Below are 21,303 nucleotides of genomic sequence, written 5' to 3'. Positions count from 1 at the left end.
GCGCCGCAGCCCCACATGCCGGAACCTAGACAATCTCCATAACGACTGCGACCTTTATCATGCCATTGCATCGAGGCGTCCGGCGAACCGGGCCAGGCCAAGACGACGCAGGCGCTCGACCTCCTCCGACATGGTGCGCGGCGGATGCTGTTTCGAGGCCACCAGCATATGCATCGCCGCCATCGCCTCCTGCGGGTCCTCGTCGAACAGCTCCGAGAGGAAATCATCCGGCGGAACCACGCGAAGTCCCAGGGGCTCGAGTGCTTCGGAGGGAAAGTCCTTGAGGTTGGAAGTGACGATGACATCCGCCCGGGCCTTGAGCGCGGCCGCCACGACATGCCGATCGTCCGGATCAGGCAGCTCCGCCACATGCTCCAACGATTCCCAGCCCATGACGGACGCATCCGGAAAAGCCCTGTCCAAGGTGTCCAGATACTTATCCACGCCCTCTTGCGTCGCGCGCGACCAGACCTGGGGCAGATGGTTGCGTACCTCGCCCATGATGCGATCCGACCACACGGGTTCATATAGATCGGCGTCCGCGAAAGACAGCAACACGTCGGTCACCCACGTGGAATAGAACACGTTGGCGTCCAACACCGCGCGCATCAGCCGCGCTCCGCTAACGCAACATCCACTGCATCATAGGCACCCATGCCAACAGCTAGGGCTCGCGCATCCTCAAGCAACCCATGACGGCGCTCACGCAGTTCCTTGTACTTGATGACATCACGGTACCGGACCATCCGGTGGCCGGTGGCGGACAAACGGGACGAGGGGATGCGGCCCGCATCAATGATCCTGGCCACTGTCTTGGCCGTCACTCCCAGAATCTCCGCCGCCTGTCCGGTCGTGAGCATCCGCGCCCCGTCGGACAGCGCGTCGGCCGCACGCATGGCGGCGTTGAACTCATCCTCGGTCAATTCATAGGTCTTGCCATACCCCTGGATCACGAACGGCCTGTCGGCATGCACCACGGCATCGATCACCGGCATACTCATAGCCAACGCTCCTTTCCGTTCCAACACTTCCCTCAGTCTACCACCAAACGGACAAAACGGACATTTGGCGCTGCGGAAAGTTCCGTGAATCAGACTTGCGCTGTGCGCCCGGCATCGCCGCACGGCCCCGTGCCGCATGCGGACCGTATATATACTTGGGTTGGCATTGACGACGCGCGCGCAACGACCATATGGAGGTACGATGGCGCATATTCTTCTGGGGGTCACCGGCAGCATCGCCGCGTTCAAGGCCGCCCATCTGGCATCTGACTGGACCAAGCGGGGGCATGAGGTGCGTGTGGTGATGACACATGCCGCCACCCGGTTCGTCACCCCGCTCACCTTCTCCTCGCTCGCTCATACCCCCGTGCGCACCGATATGTTCCCCTCCCCCGCCCCATCGGCGGACGCCGCGGGCGATGTGACCGCCGACGCGGGCCATCTGGCGATCAACCATGTCGCCGACGCGGCGTGGGCCGACGCGCTGGTGGTCGCCCCCGCCAGCGCCGATGCCATCGCGCGCATCGCGGCGGGTATGGGCGACGACACGCTCGCCGCCACCATCCTCGCCTTCGAGGGCGGGCCGAAGGTGCTCTGCCCGGCGATGAACGCGCATATGTACCGCAATCCCGCCGTGCAGCGCAATCTCGCGGTCTGCCGCGAATTGGGATGGGCCGTCGTCGAGCCGGGTTCCGGCCCGCTGGCCTGCGGCGAGACGGGCAATGGGCGTATGGAGGAGCCGTCCGTCATCGAACGCCGGCTGGATGGGCTGTTGGACGGGCCGGATGCAAACGGCACGCCATCCGATGAATGCCCGCTGGCGGGTCTCAATGTGCTGGTCACGGCCGGTCCCACGCGCGAGCCGCTGGATCCGGTGCGCTATCTGACCAATCACTCGACCGGCAAGATGGGGTATGCGATCGCCGAGGCGGCGCGCGACCTGGGCGCGCGGGTGACGCTGGTCTCCGGTCCGGTGGCGCTGGGCGCTCCGCAGGGCGTGGAGCTGGTGCCCGTGGTCACCGCGCGCGATATGTTCGACGCCGTGACCGGGGCCTTCCCCACGGCGGATATCACGGTGATGGCGGCGGCCGTGGGCGATTTCCGCGTGGCCGAGGTCGCGCCGGACAAGATCAAGAAGCATGGACGCGAGTCGATCACCTTGGAGCTGGTCGCCAATCCCGACATCCTCGCCTGGGCGGGCGCGCACCGACGCGCCGACGGCTCGCAGACGCTCTGCGGTTTCGCGATGGAGACGCGCGATCTGGTGGCCAACGCCGCACACAAACTCGCCGACAAGCACTGCGACATGCTGGTGGCCAACAATCTCAACGAACCGGGCGCCGGCTTCGCCACCGACACCAACGTCGTCACCGTGATGACCCCGGGCGAGGCGCCGGAGGAGCCTCGCATCGAGCGATGGGAGAAGATGGACAAACGCGAGCTGGCCGGCCGTCTGCTGCTCAAACTGGCCGAACTGCGCAGCACGTGCGTCACCGACGCCCGCACGCAGGAGACGCTCTGATGCTGCTTGCGGTGGACATCGGCAACACGAAGATCGCGCTCGGCTTCCTCGACGGCGGCACGGTGGTCGGCAAATACCGGCTGACCACGGCAGCCGAGCATTCCTCCGATGAATACGCGATGCTGCTGCGCCGGTTCATGGGCATGTCATCGGTTGAGCCCGACGACATCGACGGCGTGGCCATATGCTCCGTGGTGCCCAAGGTGATGCATGCGTTCCGATCGGCCATCGTCAAACTGCTGGGAATGGAGCCGCTGATCGTGGGCCCGGGCGTCAAAACGGGCGTGAACCTGCGGCTCGACAACCCCCATTCGGTAGGCACGGACCGCATCGCCGACGCGGTGGCGGCCTACCACCTCTACGGCGGCCCGGTGCTGGTCATCGACTTCGGCACGGCCACCACCTACGATTATGTGGACGAGCATGGCTCGTTCACGGCCGGGGCGATCAACGTGGGCTTCCAGACCGCGGCAAACGCACTGTCCGGCAACACCGCGCAGCTGCCGGATGTGGAGCTCGACGACCCAGGCACCGTGCTCGGGCGCAATACGAATGCGGCGATCCGCGCCGGCCTGTTCTATGGATTCCTGGGCGGCGTGGAGCTCACGATCCGTCGTTTCGTCGAGGAGACTGGCTCACAGCCGAAGGTCGTGGCCACCGGCGGGTTAGGCCGGCTCATCACCCGCCAGACGAAACTCATCGACGTGGTGGACCCCGATCTCATCTTCAAGGGACTGGCCATCATCCACGCGCGCAACCAGAGGCCGCGCTGAGCCATCGAGAAACGAGCGGGGGAACCGCCCAAGGAAAGGAACGACATGCTCGTCGCAGTCGACATCGGCAACACCAACATCGTGCTCGGATTCCTCGAAGGACAGGACATCGTGGGCACCTACCGCATCACCACGAAGGCCGAGCACACCTCGGACGAATATGGGATGCTGCTCACCGAGTTCCTGGCGATGAGCGGCTTCGTCCCCGCCGATGTGGACGATGTGATCGTCTGCTCGGTGGTGCCCAAGGTGATGCATTCCTTCCGCTCGAGCATCGTGAAGTTCCTCGATGTCGATCCGCTGGTGGTGGGCCCCGGGGTGAAGACGGGCATCAATGTGGCCATCGACGATCCCAAGTCGCTGGGCGCGGACATGCTGGCCGATTCGGCGGGCGCGTTCTACGAATACGGCGGCCCGGTGCTGGTGGCCGATTTCGGCACGGCGACGACATTCAACTATGTGGACGCCCGCGGATCGATCACCTGCGGCGTCATCACCACGGGCATCCGCACGGGCGCGGCCGCGCTGTGGAGTTCGACCGCGCAGCTGCCGGAGATCGAGATCACGCGGCCGAAGTCGATTCTGGCATCGAACACGCTGGCGGCCATGCAAGCGGGCCTCTACTACGACGCGCTCGGCGGCATCGAGCGCACGATCCGACAGTTCCACGAGGAGATCGGCGAACCGTTCCAGGTCATCGCCACCGGCGGACTGGGCCGCGTCTTCAAGGACGACACCGACCTCATCGACATCTACGATCCCGACCTTATATTCAAAGGTATGCGGCAAATCCATAAAAGGAACGTGCGCTAACGACCTCTACCGCACCGCAAATCCCTGATTATTCCCATACTCCTTCAGATCCGCCTGCCATAGCGCGAGCCCGTCCTTCAAGCTCACCTTGGCGCCGGGCCGCTCCAATGGTTCCAGCGGGTCGCCGTTCTCGTCGGTCTGCCCAGCGGCGATGGCCTCCTTCCGCTCCTTCCACGCCTGCGAGTCCTTGGACCACGAATAGGCCTGCCCGACCGTGCGGCGGAAATCGGAGCGTGCGTAGACCTCGAAGGGCAGGTATTGGTAGCCGGTGGACACATCGCCAGCCGCGTCGGCGAGCACTTCGTTGAAGGCCTGACCGCCGAAGTAGGGGATGTCGATGCCGCGCGAATCCTTGATCGTCGTCTTGGCGAGGAATTCCTCGGAGGCGAGCGTGGTGGTGTCGGCCGGGAACGCGCCGCCGTCGACGCGCGCACCGATGCCGGCGGGGTCGCGGGTCACGAAGGAGGCGAAGCGGAAGGCGGCGGACGGTTTGCGCGTCGATTGCAGCACGGCCATCGCCGAGCCGCCGTTCTCGGCGTTCGCCTCGCTGCCGTCGGGCGTGGGCATGCGCGCGACCCGCCACAGTCCGGAGGTGCCGGGCACATCGGCGAGCAGCAGCGATGGCATCCATGCGCCGGCGAACACCGAGGCGACACGCCCGGAACCGAGCGCGCGCTTCCATCCCTCGGACCACGTGGCGTGGCTGGTGTCGACGAGGCCTTCGTCGATCATCCTCTGCCAAAATTCGGTGAACTTCCCGGTGCCGGCGTCGCCGGTCAGGTTGACGGTGACGTCCTTGCCGTCCGAGGAGGTGAGGAAGGGGCGCCCGCCGGCCAGCCAGACCATCGCGTCATAGAAGCTCGCGTCCCCTTCGTCGGCGGCGATATAGACGCCGATCTCCTTGAGTTTCTTCGCGGCTTCGTAGTAGTCGTCCCATGTGCGGATCTGCTTCGCGTCGACGCCGGCCTGATCGAAGACGTCCTTGTTGTAGAAGAAGGCCATGGGGCCCGAGTCCATCGGCAGTCCGTAGACACGGCCGGCGAGTTGGACCGAGGACCAGGTGCCGGGGGTGAAGAAGTCGGCGTACCCCTGCGTCACGCGGTCGGATAGGTCGAGCAGCTGCCCGGAGACGGCGTATTGCGGCAGCGCGAAGTATTCGATCTGGGCGACGTCCGGCATGCCGTATCCATCTTGGATCGCGCTGTTGAGATTGTCGTATCCGCTCACGTCGGTCAGTTCGACGCGGATGTCGGGATTGGCGGCTTCGAAGCGCTTGACGACGGTGTCCATGCTCGGCTCCCAGCTCCACACCGATATCACCGTGCGCTGGTCGGCGGCCGCCCCACCACAACCGGCGAGCGTCAGCGCACACGCCGCGGCGCATATCGCCGCCGCCATCCGTCGTATCCTCCGCCGCCTCGTATTTCGCATACCCGCCAGTCTACCGCGTGCCGCCAGCGGACGATTTTCCGCAGTATATTCGCCGCATATGCGAAAAGGGACGGGCTGCGAAACGCAACCCGTCCCTTGGGAATCGGTCAGCCGATCAGGCTCACTTCTTGACGGTGTAGCCCTGCTGCTCGGCGTAGCTGATCATGTCCTTCTGCCAAGCCTCGACGCCCTTGGCCAGGGTCGTGGACTTGTCGGTGTAGGCGCCGCCGGCGAAGTCGGCGAACTTGCCGCGGGCGTAGACCTCGAAGGGCAGGAACTTGTAGCCGGTGGCCACGTTGGCGGCCGCCTTGGCGAGCTCCTCGTTGAACTTCTGGCCGCCGAAGTACTCGTGGGCGTTGCCGTCCGCGTCGGTCAGGGAGGTCATGCTGAGGAAGTCGTCGGAAGCGAGGGTGTCGTTGTCGGCCGGGAAGGCACCGCCGTCGACGCGGGTCTTGATGCCCTCGGCGTTGTGGCAGGCGTATTCCATGAACTTGTAGGCCGCCTCGGACTTGGCCTTGTCATCGGACTTGATGAGGGCCAGCGAGGAGCCGCCGTTCTCGGAGTTGGTCTCGGAGCCATCGGCGGTCGGCATCTGGGCGATGCGCCACTTGCCGTCGCCGTCGGGGGCGCCGGAGAGCAGGTTGTACGGCATCCAGGCACCGGTCAGCAGCGAGGCGATGGAGCCGTCGTTGAGGCCCTTGTTCCAGTCGTCGGACCAGCCGACGGTCTTGGTGTCGATGAGGTCCTCGTCGATCATCTTCTGCCAGAAGTCGATGAAGCCCTTGACCTTGTCATCGCCGGTCAGGTTGACGGAGACCTCGGTGCCGTCGGAGGAGGTCTCGAACGGCGTGGCGCCGGCGAGCCAGGTCATGGAGTCGAAGAAGCCCGCGTCACCGGAATCGGAGGTGATGTAGGAACCGGCGGCCTTGACCTTCTTGGCGGCCTCGTAGAAGTCGTCCCAAGTCTTGACCTGCGTCGGGTCGACGCCGGCCTTGTCGAAGACCTCCTTGTTGTAGAACCAGGCCATCGGGCCGGAATCCATCGGCAGGGCGTAGACGCCGCCGTTGAGGTTCACGGAGGACCAAGTGCCCGGGGTGTAGAAGTCGGAGAACTTGTCCGCGCCGAACTGGCTCAGATCCTGCACATATTCGCGGATCTGATACTCGGGCAGCGCGTAGTACTCGATCTGGGCGATGTCCGGGGCGCCGGAGCCGCCCTCGATCGCGTTGTTCAGGGCGTTGTACTCGTCCTTGTTGGTGCCGGCGTTGGTCACCTTCACCTTGATGTCCGGGTTCTCCTTCTCGAAGCCTTCGACGGTGCGGGGCAGCGTCGAATCCCAAGACCAGACCAGGATCTCGGTCTTCTCGCCGCTGGCGGCCTTGTCGTCGCCGGCGGTGTCGCCGCCGTTGCTCGAGCCGCAGGCTGCCATGCCGGCCATCATGGCGACCGCGCCGGTCAGCGCGATGGCCTTCTTCGCAGTGGTGAACTTCATCGTCCGGATTCTCCTTCCTTCAGCCGTCTCCCTGACGGCCGACGATACGTCCGCTCCCATGGATCAGGAGACTATGTTATCGAGCTTCAAAGCCTCGACTCCATCGCCTCGGCAAATCGGCTTATCCTTGCCGATTTGTTATCTATGGTTGCGATAACATTCATCATGATACACCACCCCCGAACAACCCGCGACACGCGGCACGCCGCAAGCGAAACGGGACGTCACCCTGCATCAAACAGAAAACACAGCTTGGCGGCTCCAACGCATCCCATCGCCCATCAGCATGCGTGAGTACGCATCAGTGCATATCGGTGTATGTTGGTGCATGTTAGTGTATGTTGGTACACATTGGTGCATATTGAACGGGATGGGAGCGTAAACCATGGCACCGAACCCCTTCAAGCCCACTGCCGGGAAAATGCCGCCCATCCTCATCGGCCGCGAATCAGCCATCGAGGAGTTCACCGAAGGGCTTGACAACGGCGCCGGCGCCCCCGGGCGCATCATGCTGATCACAGGACAGCGTGGATATGGCAAAACCGTGCTACTCACGGAATTTCGCCGCATAGCCGCCGCACGCCAGTGGGAAACCATCGCGGAAACCGCCTCCCCTGGCATTGTCTCGCGCCTTGTCGAAGCCCTCTCCCCCTCGGGGATGCACATCAATCAAGCCAGCATCGCTCCATCAATCGGCATCGGAGGATTGGCAACCGCCAGTCTCGGACAACTCAGCCTTTCGCCTGACACCGCGCCGCTTACTCTGCGCAATGCCATCGCCCAACGCCTGGAAAGCCGGAAAATCGGCAAAGGCAAAGGAATCCTCATCACCATCGACGAGACCCAGGCCGCCTCACAAGACGACCTTATTGCCATCGCCACCGCAGTGCAGCATGTCATCACCGCCATCGACGAAACCGATACACCGGATTCAGAGAAAAAGGGCGTGGCCATCGTCTTCGCCGGACTGCCTTCGATCGTCAACGATCTGGTCAACGACAAGGTCACGACCTTCCTGCGCCGCGCGCTGCGCTGCGAGCTGGACAACGTGCCCATCATCGACGTCAAGAACGCTTTCCTCAACACCATTTCCAAGTCCGGCAAAACCCTCGGCAATGAAGACGCGCTGGCAGCCGCCAAGGAAACGGACGGCTATCCTTACATGGTTCAGCTCGTCGGATACTACATGTGGCAAGCCACGCAACGCCGAGATTCCCAATCCATCGACCATGAAGACGTCATAACCGGCATCGAAGACGCACGCGCCGTATTCGATGATGCCGTCTGCGCCCCCATACTAGACGGACTCACCGCTGCCGAGCGTCTGTTCCTAACGTCCATGGCTGCGGATTATCCCAATCCCAGCATGGTCAGCGACATCGAAAAACGCTCCCGTCGCAGCCGCAGTTGGGTCAACAAATACCGCGCAGCCCTCATCAAAGACAAGCTCATCCGCTCCACCGGATATGGACAGGTGGCCTTCGCCATTCCGCACATCAGCGAATACCTGCGGGAATTATCCTGAGCACCTCAGTTTCCAACACACAATCGGCATTCAACAAAGGAGAACATATGACCGATTCGACCATTTCCATCGTCCCCTCCGCCGCACCCGTGGCGGACGTGCCGGCGCGCCTGTTCGGCTCCTTCGTCGAGCATCTCGGCCGCTGCATCTACGGCGGCATCTACGAGCCCGGCCACCCCACCGCCGACGAGGACGGCTTCCGCGGCGACGTGCTCGGTCTCGTCAAGGAGCTCGGCGTGACCTGCGTGCGTTACCCGGGCGGCAACTTCGTGTCGAACTACAACTGGGAGGACGGCACCGGCCCGAAGGACCAGCGCCCCGTGCGCCGCGACCTGGCCTGGCACACCACCGAAACGAACCAGGTCGGCATCGATGACTTCCACCGTTGGAGCCAGAAGGCCGGCACCGAGATCATGCTCGCCGTCAACCTCGGCACGCGCGGCCTACACGCGGCCCTCGAGGAGCTTGAATACGTCAACGGCGCCCCCGGCACCGAGCTGGCCGACCGCCGCGTCAAGAACGGCATCCCCGAGTCGATGGGCGTCAAGATGTGGTGCATCGGCAACGAGATGGACGGCCCCTGGCAGGTCGGGCACATGAGCGCGGAGGAATACGCCTCGGCCGTCGACAAGGTGGCGCATGCGATGAAGCTCGCCGAATCCGGCCTCGAACTCGTGGCCTGCGGTTCGTCGAGCGCGCATATGCCGACCTTCGGCACCTGGGAGCGCACCGTGCTCACCAAGGCCTACGAAAACCTCGATTTCGTCTCCTGCCATGCCTATTACTACGAGCGCGGCGCGAAGTCACTGCAGGATTATCTCGCCTCGGCCGAGGATATGAAGGGTTTCATCGCCACGGTGGCGGCCTGCGCCGACGAGGCCAAGGCCGCGAACAACGGCGACCACGACATCGCGCTGAGCTTCGACGAGTGGGGCGCTTGGTATTCCGACGTGTGGAACAAGCAGGAGGCCGAATGGAAGGCCGCCGCCGGCGAGGGCCTGCATCCGGAGCCGTGGCCGGTCGCGCCGCATCTGCTCGAGGACATCTACAACGCGGTGGACGCTGTGGTCGAGGGCTCGCTGATGATCACGCTGATCAAGCATTGCGACCGCGTGCGCTCCGCCTCGCGCGCCCAGCTGGTCAATGTGATCGCGCCGATCATGGCCGAACCGAACGGCGGCCCGGCCTGGCGTCAGACCGTGTTCTATCCCTTCGCCGAGGCGGCGCATCATGCTCGCGGCAACGCCTACGCCCCGGCCATCGACTCCCCCAAGATCGTCACCGAGTCCTACGGTGAGGTGGATGCGCTCGATGCCGTGGTCACGTGGGATGAGACGACCCGCACCGGTCTGCTGCTGACCGTCAACCGCGACGCGACCGATGCGCACGAGGTGTCCGTGGACCTGTCCGGCCTGCCCGGCTTCGATGCAACCGCCTTCGCCGTGACGCGCGCGCAGATGCTGCACGACGACGATCCGCATCGTGCCAACACCGCCGAAGCGCCCGAAGCCGTGACCCCGCAGCCGCTCGACACCACGGCGGCCGACAACGGCTCGGTTTCCTTCGCGTTGCCTGCCATCACTTGGTCCGCCATCGAGTTCCAAGCCTGACGAATACATATGACTGCCGTATGACCCCGCTGAACTCCATCGGGGTCATACGGAACTCCGCGGGGTTCGCACGGAACTGCTGTGCATTCATACGCAACCGCGGCACATTCATACGAATCTCTGCCGGGTTTGTGACATCTGGCGTAACAAACCCGGCAGAGATTCGTATGAACCCCGCGGAGTTCCGTAAGGAACCCACGGAGTTGCGTATGAAACCAGCAGGGTTCCGCACAGAACCGGCAGAGTTACGAATGCGCAACAGTACAGCCCTTCAAAACGGCAGATCAACAAAGGGGACGGCCCGAACCGAATGGTTCGAACCGTCCCCTTACCGTTTTACGCGACGCCGAAACGCCTACAACCTCACAGCTTGACGACGACCACGCCGTTGGGCTGGATGGCGGCCGTGTGCTCGGACTCGTTGACCTGGGCCAGCGAGGCGACCAACGGATCGCCCTCCAACTCGGCGATCGCGATGTCGTGCGTGCGGTTGAAGTAGAACACGAAATCCATGTCCCCGCTCTCGTCGGCGCGCTCGATGCGCAGCACCTCACCGCGATCGTCGGCCGTCGGCGTCTCGATGCCCATCGCCTCGAGCATCTTCGGCAGGCTCACGGCCAGACCCTCACGCCCGAGCTTGGCACCGACATAGGCCGCCTTGCCGTCGCCATAGTGGTTCAGCGTGATCGCCGGAGCACCGTCGAAGCCGGTCCACTTATCGGCCTTGAAGGTCTCCAGAACCTCGGCGGTATCGGCCACGGAGGTGATCTCGTCGGCGATATCGTGCGCCACGGCGCCATTCGACAGATCCAGGTGATCCATCGTGCCCGGGAAGTCCGTGCCCATCGGCGCGAACTCCTCGATGCGCACGCCCACCACGTCACGGATCGAGCCCGGATAGCCGCCGAGCCAGATATGGTCGCGCTCATCCGACAATCCCGTGTAATACGTCACGAACAGCTTGCCACCCTTGGCCACATAATCGCGCACGCGCTGGCTCGTCTCCTCGGAGAGGATGTAAAGCGCCGGCAGCACCGCGGCCTCATACGTGTCCCAGTCGCCGCGCACCGGCACCACATCGGCGGTCACGCCGTTGTCGGCCAGCGCACGGAACCAATCAAGCGGCTCGGTCCAGTGACGCACCTGCTGCGTCGGTGTGGCCGTATGCTCGGTGGCCCACTGCGACTCGTAGTCGAAGACCACCGCCACCTTGGACTTGACGAGCTTCGTGCCCAGCAGCCCCTCGTCGGCCAGCTTGTTCAGGTCGGCGCCGAGCTCGCACACGTCGCGGAACACATGCGAATCCGCGCCCGCGTGGGGCACCATCGCGGCATGCCACTTCTCCGCGCCCGCCTTGGACTGGCGCCACTGGAAGTAGCAGATCGCGTCCGCGCCCATCGCCAGATGCGCCAGAGAATCACGCACCAGCTCTCCCGGCTCGCAACGATAGTTGATCGGACGCCAGTTGACGGCCGTGGTCGAATGCTCCATCAGGAACCACGGGTTCTTGCGCGCGATGCCATCGGTCAGCGACGCCGCATACGCCAGCTCGTCGAGATGCGCCTCGCCCGGCGTGAAGTAATGGTCGTTCGACACGAAGTCGACGTCATAGCCCCACTTGTCATAATCCAGACCGGTGCCACCGGCCGAAATCATGAAGTTCGTGGTCTGCGGGCGCTCCGGATTGGCCTCCATCAGCACGTCGCGCTCGGCCTTGTAGAAGTCGAGCAGCGCGTCGTTGCTGAAACGCTTCCAGTCGAGCAGCTTGCCCGGGTTCATGAAGTTGCCATCGCCGATGAAACGCGGCGGAACGATCTCAGTGAAATCGTTCATATGCTGCGCCCAGAAGGCCGTGCCCCATGCCTCGTTCACCGCATCGATGGTGCCGTAGCGCTCCTCGCACCACTTCTGGAAGGCGCGGGCGGCGTCATCGGAATAGTCGAAGCGGTTATGGCAGCCGTACTCATTGCTCACATGCCACGCCACGACATACGGGTTGTCCTTGTAACGCTCGACCATCTTGCGGTCGAGACCCAACGCATATTCCTTGAACACCGGGCTCGTCGGACGGTAATGCTGGCGCGCGCCCGGCCAGCAGACATCGCCGCGGTAATCCTGCCACAGGATCTCGGGATGCTTCTGGGTGAGCCACATCGGCGGCGAAGCGGTGGCGGTCGCCAGATCCACGGCGATGCCGGCCTTGCCCAGCTTGTCGATGATGCGGTCGAGCCAGTCGAAGTCGTAGACGCCCTCCTCGGGCTCGATCTTCGCCCAGCTGAAGATGGCGACGGAGACCAAGTTCACCCCGGCCTTGCCCATCAGTTCGATATCCTCGTCCCAGACCGCCTCGGGCCACTGGTCCGGGTTGTAGTCGCCGCCATACCAGATGCGCGGCTTCTCGCCGCTCAATGGCTGCGGCCAGCGGAATTCCTTGCGTTCCATGCTGCTCCTTTGCGCTATGTGGATGCTTTTACTGTTTTATTTATTCAGATTTGGTTGGTTTGGTTGCGTTTTGTGGGGTGTCCGGGACGCTACGGCGGATATACATTGCTCGACACACTCAAGGCCGTTCGGCCAAGCCTACGGTCGAGCAACGCATATCCGCCTCCGGTCCCTCGAAAAGTTTCCCTCGGAACGTCACTTTTATTGCGCGTGTCCCGTTTGCCTTATCCCTCCCCACCGCGACCTCGGCGCTGGAACGGAGGGGTGGGGTCGGGATATGCCGTGTCAGACCGTAAGGACTTGGCCCAACGCGCTGCGCGCGTCCGTCGCGGCACAGCCGCTCCCCTCGCCTACGGACAGTCCACAGGACTGTCCGCTTAACGGCTCGGCCCGGAGCGTGTCGGGCATGGCATATCCCGACCCCGCCCCGGGCACACGCGCCGGTCCAAGCCTGCGTCAGCTCATTCCTTGACTGCGCCGGCTGCGAGTCCGGACTGCCAGTACTTCTGCAACAGGAGGAACGCGATCACCAGCGGGATGATCGTGATCAATGATCCGGTGATGACCAGGTTCTGGATCGCCTGGCCGCCCGCCGTCGAGGCCTGGTCCTTCCACTGGTTCAAACCGATCGTCAACGGATACCAGTCCGCGTCCTTCAACATGATCAACGGAAGGAAGTAGTTGTTCCACGTCGCCACGATCGTGAACAGGGCCGTCGTCACGATGCCCGGCGCCAGCAGGGGCAGCGATATGGTCCAGAACGTGCGCCACTCGCTCGCGCCGTCCACGCGCGCCGCCTCCAACAACTCGGTGGGCACGGCCTGCTCGCTGAAGATCCACATCAAATAGAGGCCGAACGGGCTGATGAGGCTGGGGATGATCATGGCCCACGGCGTGTTCGTCAACCCGAGCTTGGCGAACAGGAGGAACTGCGGGACCGCCAGGGCAATACCGGGGACGGAGATGGCGCCGATGATGACCGCGAACACGGCCTTGCGGCCCGGGAAGCGGAACTTCGCCAAAGCGTAGCCGCCCATGATCGCCAGGAGGGTCGCGCCGCCCGCGCCCACCACCACGTACAGGAGCGTGTTCAGGAGCCAGCGGGCGAAGATGCCGTCCTGGTAGGAGAACACCGTGGCGATGTTGTCGAACAAGGCGAACGACTTGCCGAAACCAAGGCCGAACGTCGAAGTGAAGTCCGCCTGCGTCTTCGTCGCATTGATCACCAAGTACACGAACGGGAACAGGCAGTACACCGCGAAGATGGCGGTCACGATGGTCAGCAGGGTGCTGCGGCGCGGGTTCTGCACGTTCGCGAACCCATTCCTCGCCGAACGCTTGCGCTCGGCGGCCTCGTCCCTCGCGACCCTCTTCTGGCGGAGCTTCTCCGCCTTCTTCGCGGCCTTCTCCTGCTCCCTCAAGGAAGCGGCAGTCATGGTTGCACTCGTCATATCAGATTCGCTCCTTCGCAATCACAATCAACGTCGTCTTAAGCATGCGGGTCACTTCATCTGCTCCTTCATGCTGTTGAGCTGCACCGCGTACGCGATCGCCATCGTGATCACCGCCATCACGATCGCCAGGGCGGCCGCGTAGTTCGACTGGTTGCCGGAGAAGCTCAGGTTGTACGCGTACATGTTCGGCGTGTAATACGTCGTGATCGCATTACCCGGAACCATGTTCTCCATAATCGAAGGCTCGTTGAACAACTGGAACGAACCGATGATCGAGAAGATCACCGTGATCGCCAAACCACCACGAAGCTCGGGAAGCTTGATCGACTTGATGATCTGCCACTCGCTCGCGCCATCGATCGCAGCAGCCTCATACAAGGAATGAGGGATCGTCGACAGGGACGAATAAAAGATCAGCATGTTATAGCCCGTGAACTCCCACGTCACGATATTGCCGATCGAAGCAAGAAGGACCGAGGGCGCGAGCACGTCGATGTTGGTGCCCAGGAAGTCGTTCAGCGAGCCCACCAGACCGTACTTCGCGCCGTACATGAAGCCCCAGATCAGGGTCGACACCACCGCCGGCACCGCGTACGGCAGGAACGTCGAGATGCGGAAGAACTTCGTGCCATGCAGCTTCGCGCTATCGATCGCCAACGCCAGGGCCGCCGCAAGGAACAGCATGATCGGCACCTGCACGCACGTGAACAAAGCCACGCGGCCCACGGCGCTCCAGAACTGGCCATCCTGGAAGAGGCGCTGGTAGTTCGCGAAACCCACGAACTGGTTGCCGCCGATCATCTTCTTCTGGAAAAACGAGATATAGATGGCGTACACGATCGGCACGATGAACACGAACACGAACACCACCGAAAACGGCCACATGAACTTCCAACCACGCCAATCACGCTTATGCTTATTCACGCGAGCCTGCGTTGGGGCGGCGGTTGCTGTTGCAGAAACCATAGACCCTCTCCTTCGAAGGGATGGGTCATTCGACATGTCCCGCTGTGGCTTGCCGAACGACCCGTTCCAAATGTTTACGATGCCATGATATCACCATCGTTGATTTTTCCAAGAATTCGCCGTGTCGCGGCTTTCCAAGGAATAGCTATAATGGTAACGAAAACATTGTCGTTTCATCAGTGAAGTAGGCGAATATGGAACGCACCATTGCAACATCGATGCAAGACGTCGCTAGGGAGGCCGGCGTCTCCCCGCAGACCGTCTCCCGGGTGGCGAACGGCAGTAGCGCCGTGCGCCCCGAGACGCGTCGACGCGTCGAGGCCGCCATGGAAAAACTTGGATACCGCCCCAACTATGCCGCCCGCGCTCTGAAGCACGGCCGGTTCAAGGATATCGGCGTCGTCCTGTTCAATATGACCACCTACGGCAACGCGCGCATCCTCAACGGCATCGCCACCGCCGCAGCCGACAATGACTATTCGATCACTGTGCAGACCATGCGATCCGGATCTGAGCGCACATTGCACACAGCCATCGAGCGCATGAAGCAGCAGCCGGTCGACGGCGTGATCGTCGTGCTCGAGGATATGATCGCGGATTTCAACGCCTTCGTTCCGCCGCGCGATCTGCCGGTGGTGCTCGTCACCGAAGGCGCGGCCGACCACTGCCCCACCATCGACACCGACCAATACGGCTGCTCGACCGCGCTTGTCGACTATCTGATGAGCAAGGGGCACCGAACCGTCTATCACATCGCAGGCCCCTCCTCCTCGCGCGCCGCCGAAAGCCGTGCCCGGGGCTGGCGCGACTCGCTGGAGCAGCTTGGCGTGCGCGTGCCTTCGATGTATGTGGGCGATTGGCTCGCCGACAGCGGCTATCAGGCTGGCCTTGCGCTGGCGCATGACCCCGAATGCACCGCCATCTATGCCGCCAACGATCAGATGGCCTATGGTGCGATCTGTGGTTTGGAGGCCGCCGGCAAACGCGTGCCCGAGGATGTGAGCGTCATGGGCGTCGACGATTCGCTTGTCGGCATGATCCCGCGGCTCAATCTGTCCACGATGCGCATGCGCTTCGACCGCATCGGATCCGAGGCGTTTTCGATGGTGCGTCGCCAATGCGAAGGCGAGCGCGTGCCGGTCGGCATCAAGACCGTCATTCCACCGGAGCTGGTCGAACGCGGCTCGGTGCGCGATCTCAACGCCTGAGATCTGAGCCACCGTCCGACGGCATACGCCCCAACGGCACGCGGGAGACGAATTCCCGCCGCTCGCCGCTCACCGGATCAGCGAAGGACAGCCGCCGCGCCACAAGCTCAAGCGGGCGAGAGAAGTCATCGGTGGCGCGTTCCTCGATGCGCGGATACAAGTCGTCCCCGACGATCGGCAGGCCAAGCGCGTTCATATGCACGCGCAGCTGATGCGTCTTCCCGGTGCGCGGATGCAGCACATACCGGGACAGCAGAGCATTCCCCGACACATCCCCAGGGCGGCGCCAATCCCTTGTCGCAATCCCATCCCTGCAAGACGGGTCTGCCGCGCAGGAATACCCCTCGCACCGCTCGATAACCGTCTCCGCATTGACCTCGCCGGCTTCCTCCCAAGCCTGCAATATGCCGCGCTGCTTGACGATGTGCGAACGACGCAGCAATGGAAACGGACGCGGCGGTTCCAGCCGCGTCACCGTGCCGGTACGGGGCCGAGCAACTGGCAGACACGGTGCCAGACATTCATACGTCTTCTCCGCACGCCGCTCCTGGAACAACATCTGATATGCGCCGCGCAGCGCCGGGTCGCGCACAAAGACGACGACGCCAGCGGTCAGGCGGTCCAACCGATGCGCCGGCGTGATGGCAGGTTCGTCGAACATCTCGCGCAGCCGGATCAGCGCCGTCTGCCGATACCACATCCCCCGAGGCGTCGTGGCCAGGAAATGCGGCTTGTCCACGACAACAATCCCCGCATCCTCATACAGCACCTCAAGCTCAAACGGAATATCCGGTTCCTCTGTCACCCAACGATGTGCGGATTTCGTCATCTCACACCCGATCGAACCTGAAAACGCAACGAGGGGGCGGACGGGATATCCTTTGTCAGACCGTAAAGACTTGGCCTGAGCGGCCCGGAGCGTGTCGGACGAAGGATATCCCGTCCGCCCCCGGACACCCCTATAAACGATAATCACTCGACCGTAACCGACTTGGCAAGGTTCCTCGGCTTGTCGACGTCATAGCCCTTGAGCCGCGCCATATCCATGGCGAACAGCTGCAGCGGCACCACGTCGACCAGCGGCGAGAGCAGCGTCGGGCAGGCGGGCCGCCAGAAGACGACGTCCGCGTAACGCTCCACATCCTTGTCCCCGCGTTCGGCCACGGCGATGATGAACGCGCCGCGCGCCTTGACCTCCTCGATGCCGGACAAGACCTTGGCATGCAGCACATCGCGTCCGCGCGCAGGAGGCACGATGAACACGACGGGCTCGCCTTCGTCGACCAACGCGATCGGCCCGTGCTTGAGTTCGCCGGCCGCGAAGCCCTCGGTGAAGGTGTAGGCAATCTCCTTGAGCTTCAGCGCGCCTTCCATCGCCACCGGGTAGCCGACATGGCGCCCGAGGAATAGGAAGGAATGCGCATCGACCATGCGGCGGGCCGCGTCGGACACGGCGCCGGTCTGCGTGTCGAGGATCCACTGGATCTTGGCGGGCATGTCCTTCAATGAGTCGAGCGTGGCGTGGATCTCGTCGCGGAACATCGCGCCCTTGACCTGCGCCAGGTACAGGCCCAGCAGATAGGCGGCGGTGACCTGCGCGACGAAGGCCTTGGTCGAGGCGACGGCCACCTCCGGGCCGGCATGTGTGTAGAGCACGGCGTCGGATTCGCGCGGAATCGAGGCGCCCTGCGTGTTGCAGATCGCCAGCACCTTCGAGCCCTGTTCGCGCGCATGCCGCAGGGCCATCAGCGTGTCCATCGTCTCGCCGGACTGCGAGATCGCAACGACCAGCGTGCGCGGGGTCAAGATCGGATCGCGATAGCGGAATTCATGCGCGAGCTCCACCTCGACCGGGATGCGCACCCAATGCTCGATCGCGTATTTGGCGACCTGCCCGGCGTAGGCGGCGGTGCCGCAGGCGATGACGACGATTTTGTCGATGGCCTTGAAATCATGGTCGTCAATGCGCACCTCGTCAAGCGTGATGTCGCCGCGTTCGTCGAAGCGCCCGAGCAGTGTGCGCTGCACGGCGGCCGGATCCTCGTGGATCTCCTTGTCCATGAAGGAGTCCCAGCCGCCCTTCTCGGCTGCGGAGGCGTCCCAATCCACCTCGTAGGTCTTCGGGGAGTCGATGACATTGCCGTCGAAATCGGTGACGGTCACCGCATCGGCCGACACGCACACGCACTGGTCCTGATCGATTTCGAGGGCGCGCTTGGTGTAGGCCACGAAGGCGGCCACGTCGGAGCCGAGGAAGTTCTCCCCCTCCCCCAGTCCCACGACCAGCGGCGAGTCGTGGCGCGCGCCGACGACGATGCCCGGCTGGCGGCAGTCGGTGGCGAGGATCGTGAACGCGCCGGCGAGCATGCGGGCCATGCGGCGCACAGCCTCGAACAGGTCGGGCTCGCCCTTCTCGGCGATCACGGTGTCGACGATTTTGCCGAGCAGCTTGGCGGCGACCTCCGTGTCGGTGGTGGAGGAGAAATGATATCCCTCCGCCATCAGGTCGAGCCGCAGCTGGGAGGCGTTCTCGATGATGCCGTTGTGGATGATGGCGACCTTGCCGTCACGGCTGGAATGCGGATGCGCGTTGACATCGGAGGGCACGCCGTTGGTGGCCCAGCGCGTGTGGCCGATAGCCACGGTCGCATCGGGCAGGGGGCGACGCTCGATATCGGCTTCGAGATTGGCGAGGCGCCCCGCCTTCTTGCGCACCTCGACCCGGTCCATGCCGGGGGCGGTCAGCGCCACGCCCGCGGAATCATATCCGCGGTATTCGAGACGGGAGAGGCCCTGCAAACAGACTTCGAGGGGTTTGCCGCAAGCGGTGTCGATGGTTCCTGCGTATCCGACGATTCCACACATAGTTCCCCAGACTAGCCCAATTTCGCGCGCCGGCGGAGCGCATGGGGACGGATGTTCACCGTACGGCCGTAAACCAACGGAGGAAATGGCGCCGCGGTCAGGCCGCGGGACGGATGCGCCCGCCGGCTTTCGGCCGGCGCGCAGCCTCAGTGCCGCATATTGGCGTAACGCATGGCGCGCAAGGCCTCGCGCTTGTCCTGCTCCTCGCGCAGGGCCTGGCGCTTGTCGAATTCCTTCTTGCCGCGGGCCAACGCGATCTCGGCCTTGGCGCGGCCGTCCTTGAAATAGAGGCTCAGCGGCACGATCGTGTATCCCTTGGCCTCGGTCTGCCGGGCGAGCTTGGCGATCTGCGCGGCGTGCAGCAGCAGCTTGCGCTTGCGCTTGGGCGCGTGGTTGTTCCAAGTGCCGTTGAGATATTCGGGGATGTTGGCGTGTTCGAGCCACATCTCGCCGCGCCTATCGATGGAGACGAAGGCCTCCGCCAGCGAGGCGCGCCCCTCGCGCAGGGACTTGACCTCGGTGCCGGTCAGCACGAGGCCGGCCTCGTATTTGTCCTCGATGGCATAGTCATGCCGGGCCTTCTTGTTCTGCGCGATCAGCTTCGTGCCTTGTTCCTTTGCCATCGGGACCTCCTCCCCTTGCGCTTCCATATGCGGGTTCCGTCCGCGTCCATACGCCGTCGACGGGCAACGACCGAGGATAGCACGACGCGCCGCCCATCGGGTCGGCGCGTCGATTGCGAATCATACGCGTTACGCGGAGATTGACGGGCCGGTGCCGTCAGTGGACGAACCAGTACTGGCCGTAGTTGGTCAGGGTGCGGTAGGACACGACCCACAGGCCGGCCGCATTCATCTCGGAGATGGTGAAGGTATTGCCGTTGACGGCTTCGACGACGGCCACATGGCCGTAGAAACCATCGGCTCCGTCCTGGCCGGGCAGGAACGACAGGGCCGCGCCCACCTCGGGGTTGTGGTCGACGCGCAGACCATACTGGGGCGCGGTGTAATACCATTGTCCTCCGTTGCCCAGATAGGAGGGGGTGCCGATGCCCATCTGGTGGCGACGCTCATAGGCCCAGTATGTGCATTGCCCGGCGGCGTAGGCGTTGCCGGAGTCTCCGTTGGAGGTGCCTTGCCCGCCCGAGGAGCCGCCGCTCGGCGTGGAGGGCGCGGGGGACGGGGAAGGCGACGGCGTGGGCGTGGGATTCGGCGCCGGAGACGGGCTCGGAGCCGGCGAGACGGTGTTGCTGCCACCGGTGTTGGGCCGCGTGGTGCCCTGGGTGCCGTTGTTGTTCTGGTTGGCCGCATCGGCCTGCTCCTGGGCCCACTGACGGTTGTAGGAGTCGACCTGCGATTGCAGCAGCACGGTCTGCGCGGCCTGCTTGGCGGACTTGGACTTGAGCTCCCCCTGCAATCCCTCGAGTTCGGAGCGCTTGCTCTCGCCCTGCACGCGCAGCTTGTCGAGCGCATCGCGCTCGTCCTGCGCCGCGTCGGCCTTGCGCTGCGCGGTGGCGGCGGCCTGCTGCTTCTTGGTCTTGAGCTGGGCGATCTCCTGCTCGATGTCGGCCAGTCGCTGGCTGCGGTTCTTGGATGTGTTCAGGGTCGTCGCCGCATCGGCGGCGGCGTTCGCCTCGTTGCGGGAGAGCGCGTCACGCGACTGCATCGCGTTGACGAAGTCCTCGGTGCTGGTCGCGCCGGTGACCACGCTCATCAGATCGGAGGCCTCGGTGCCGTGCATCGACTCGCGGGCCATCGACGCCACGGCGGCGTGCGCGTCGTCATAGTCCTTGCCGGTCTGTTCGATCTGCTGCTCGAGGTTCGCCTTGTCCTGCTGCGCGGCCTCGAGCCGGTCGGCGGCGGCCTCGGCCTCGTCCTGCGCCGTCGCGGCGGCCTCGTTGGCGTCGTTGACGGCCTGTTGCGCGGCCGGGATGCGGGTGTTGGTGAGTCTGTCGAGTTCGACGATCTTATTCGCCAGTTCCGAACTCACGCCTTTGAGCTGGGAACGGAGCTCGGCCTCGCGCTGGGCGGAGGCGGAGCGGCGGGACTGCGCGTTGAGCAGATTGGTGTAGGTGTCGGCCTGCGCCTGGGGAGCCGGCATGACCACGGGCACAGCCGCGGCCAGCGAGGCGGCCGCCAGCATCGCGACCAACGGCTTGACCTTGAAGCGGGTCTTCGTCATTGTCTGTCGTCCTTTCACCG

17 protein-coding genes are annotated in these 21,303 nt (G+C 63.9%); 6 read left to right on the top strand and 11 right to left on the bottom strand.

Annotation, left to right across the window (positions count from 1 at the left end):
- Positions 1-57: 57 nt before the first annotated feature.
- Both AC1AUD_RS09245 and AC1AUD_RS09240 read right to left on the bottom strand, forming a co-directional pair.
- Positions 58-609: a PIN domain-containing protein gene (locus AC1AUD_RS09245; protein WP_476574059.1), complete on the bottom strand. Its 552-nt coding sequence runs from the start codon at positions 607-609 to the stop codon at positions 58-60.
- Positions 609-1,001: a helix-turn-helix domain-containing protein gene (locus tag AC1AUD_RS09240; RefSeq protein WP_476574058.1), complete on the bottom strand. Its 393-nt coding sequence runs from the start codon at positions 999-1,001 to the stop codon at positions 609-611. The genes AC1AUD_RS09245 and AC1AUD_RS09240 overlap by 1 nt, the downstream gene beginning before the upstream one ends.
- 202 nt (positions 1,002-1,203) lie before the next feature.
- Here AC1AUD_RS09240 and coaBC point away from each other — a divergent pair, with 202 nt between their 5' ends.
- The 3 genes from coaBC to AC1AUD_RS09225 are packed head-to-tail and all read left to right on the top strand — an operon-like array spanning position 1,204 to position 4,109.
- Positions 1,204-2,523 (top strand): bifunctional phosphopantothenoylcysteine decarboxylase/phosphopantothenate--cysteine ligase CoaBC, encoded by a 1,320-nt coding sequence (gene coaBC, locus AC1AUD_RS09235; RefSeq protein WP_476574057.1) that lies wholly within the window; start codon positions 1,204-1,206, stop codon positions 2,521-2,523.
- Complete coding sequence (locus tag AC1AUD_RS09230) at positions 2,523-3,296, top strand: type III pantothenate kinase (protein WP_476574056.1); 774 nt, start codon at positions 2,523-2,525, stop codon at positions 3,294-3,296. Before coaBC ends, AC1AUD_RS09230 begins: the two co-directional genes overlap by 1 nt.
- 45 nt (positions 3,297-3,341) lie before the next feature.
- Positions 3,342-4,109: a type III pantothenate kinase gene (locus AC1AUD_RS09225; RefSeq protein WP_476574055.1), complete on the top strand. Its 768-nt coding sequence runs from the start codon at positions 3,342-3,344 to the stop codon at positions 4,107-4,109.
- Between the two features lie 6 nt (positions 4,110-4,115).
- On the opposite strand, the gene AC1AUD_RS09220 is transcribed toward AC1AUD_RS09225, so the two are convergent.
- Together AC1AUD_RS09220 and AC1AUD_RS09215 are read right to left on the bottom strand one after the other, a co-directional pair.
- Complete coding sequence (locus tag AC1AUD_RS09220; protein WP_476574054.1) at positions 4,116-5,507, bottom strand: ABC transporter substrate-binding protein; 1,392 nt, start codon at positions 5,505-5,507, stop codon at positions 4,116-4,118.
- 154 nt (positions 5,508-5,661) lie between these two features.
- Entirely contained in the window at positions 5,662-7,032 is a 1,371-nt protein-coding gene (locus tag AC1AUD_RS09215; RefSeq protein ID WP_476574053.1) for an ABC transporter substrate-binding protein, read from the bottom strand.
- 385 nt (positions 7,033-7,417) lie between these two features.
- Between AC1AUD_RS09215 and AC1AUD_RS09210 the strand changes: the two genes are divergently transcribed.
- The gene (locus tag AC1AUD_RS09210) at positions 7,418-8,557 is read left to right on the top strand and encodes an ATP-binding protein (protein ID WP_476574052.1); all 1,140 of its coding nucleotides are present in this window, start codon (positions 7,418-7,420) and stop codon (positions 8,555-8,557) included.
- A 47-nt stretch (positions 8,558-8,604) separates the two neighbouring features.
- Positions 8,605-10,167 carry an alpha-N-arabinofuranosidase gene (locus tag AC1AUD_RS09205; protein ID WP_476574051.1) on the top strand — a complete coding sequence of 521 codons (1,563 nt, stop codon included), beginning with the start codon at positions 8,605-8,607 and terminating at the stop codon, positions 10,165-10,167.
- A 363-nt stretch (positions 10,168-10,530) separates the two neighbouring features.
- On the opposite strand, the gene AC1AUD_RS09200 is transcribed toward AC1AUD_RS09205, so the two are convergent.
- The 3 genes from AC1AUD_RS09200 to AC1AUD_RS09190 all read right to left on the bottom strand — a co-directional run bounded on the left by AC1AUD_RS09200 (position 10,531) and on the right by AC1AUD_RS09190 (position 15,029).
- Complete coding sequence (locus tag AC1AUD_RS09200; protein ID WP_476574050.1) at positions 10,531-12,609, bottom strand: beta-galactosidase; 2,079 nt, start codon at positions 12,607-12,609, stop codon at positions 10,531-10,533.
- Between the two features lie 461 nt (positions 12,610-13,070).
- Positions 13,071-14,045 carry a carbohydrate ABC transporter permease gene (locus AC1AUD_RS09195; protein ID WP_476574131.1) on the bottom strand — a complete coding sequence of 325 codons (975 nt, stop codon included), beginning with the start codon at positions 14,043-14,045 and terminating at the stop codon, positions 13,071-13,073.
- 66 nt (positions 14,046-14,111) lie between these two features.
- Positions 14,112-15,029 (bottom strand): carbohydrate ABC transporter permease, encoded by a 918-nt coding sequence (locus tag AC1AUD_RS09190; RefSeq protein WP_476574049.1) that lies wholly within the window; start codon positions 15,027-15,029, stop codon positions 14,112-14,114.
- 218 nt (positions 15,030-15,247) lie between these two features.
- Between AC1AUD_RS09190 and AC1AUD_RS09185 the strand changes: the two genes are divergently transcribed.
- Entirely contained in the window at positions 15,248-16,237 is a 990-nt protein-coding gene (locus tag AC1AUD_RS09185) for a LacI family DNA-binding transcriptional regulator (protein WP_476574130.1), read from the top strand.
- Here AC1AUD_RS09185 and AC1AUD_RS09180 read toward each other — a convergent pair.
- The 4 genes from AC1AUD_RS09180 to AC1AUD_RS09165 all read right to left on the bottom strand — a co-directional run bounded on the left by AC1AUD_RS09180 (position 16,227) and on the right by AC1AUD_RS09165 (position 21,283).
- Positions 16,227-17,042: a pseudouridine synthase gene (locus AC1AUD_RS09180; protein WP_476574048.1), complete on the bottom strand. Its 816-nt coding sequence runs from the start codon at positions 17,040-17,042 to the stop codon at positions 16,227-16,229. The genes AC1AUD_RS09185 and AC1AUD_RS09180 overlap by 11 nt on opposite strands.
- Before the next feature lie 167 nt (positions 17,043-17,209).
- Complete coding sequence (gene glmS, locus AC1AUD_RS09175; RefSeq protein ID WP_476574047.1) at positions 17,210-19,102, bottom strand: glutamine--fructose-6-phosphate transaminase (isomerizing); 1,893 nt, start codon at positions 19,100-19,102, stop codon at positions 17,210-17,212.
- Between the two features lie 146 nt (positions 19,103-19,248).
- A complete protein-coding gene (gene smpB, locus AC1AUD_RS09170) occupies positions 19,249-19,725 on the bottom strand; it encodes an SsrA-binding protein SmpB (RefSeq protein WP_476574046.1) in 477 nt (158 codons plus the stop codon).
- Positions 19,726-19,882: 157 nt separating this feature from the next.
- The gene (locus AC1AUD_RS09165; RefSeq protein ID WP_476574045.1) at positions 19,883-21,283 is read right to left on the bottom strand and encodes a CHAP domain-containing protein; all 1,401 of its coding nucleotides are present in this window, start codon (positions 21,281-21,283) and stop codon (positions 19,883-19,885) included.
- Positions 21,284-21,303 lie beyond the last annotated feature (20 nt).

The sequence above is a fragment of the Bifidobacterium sp. LH_730 genome (genome assembly GCF_056355835.1).
The sequence above is the reverse complement of the archived record's forward strand: the minus strand, read 5'-3'. Positions and strand labels throughout refer to the sequence as shown.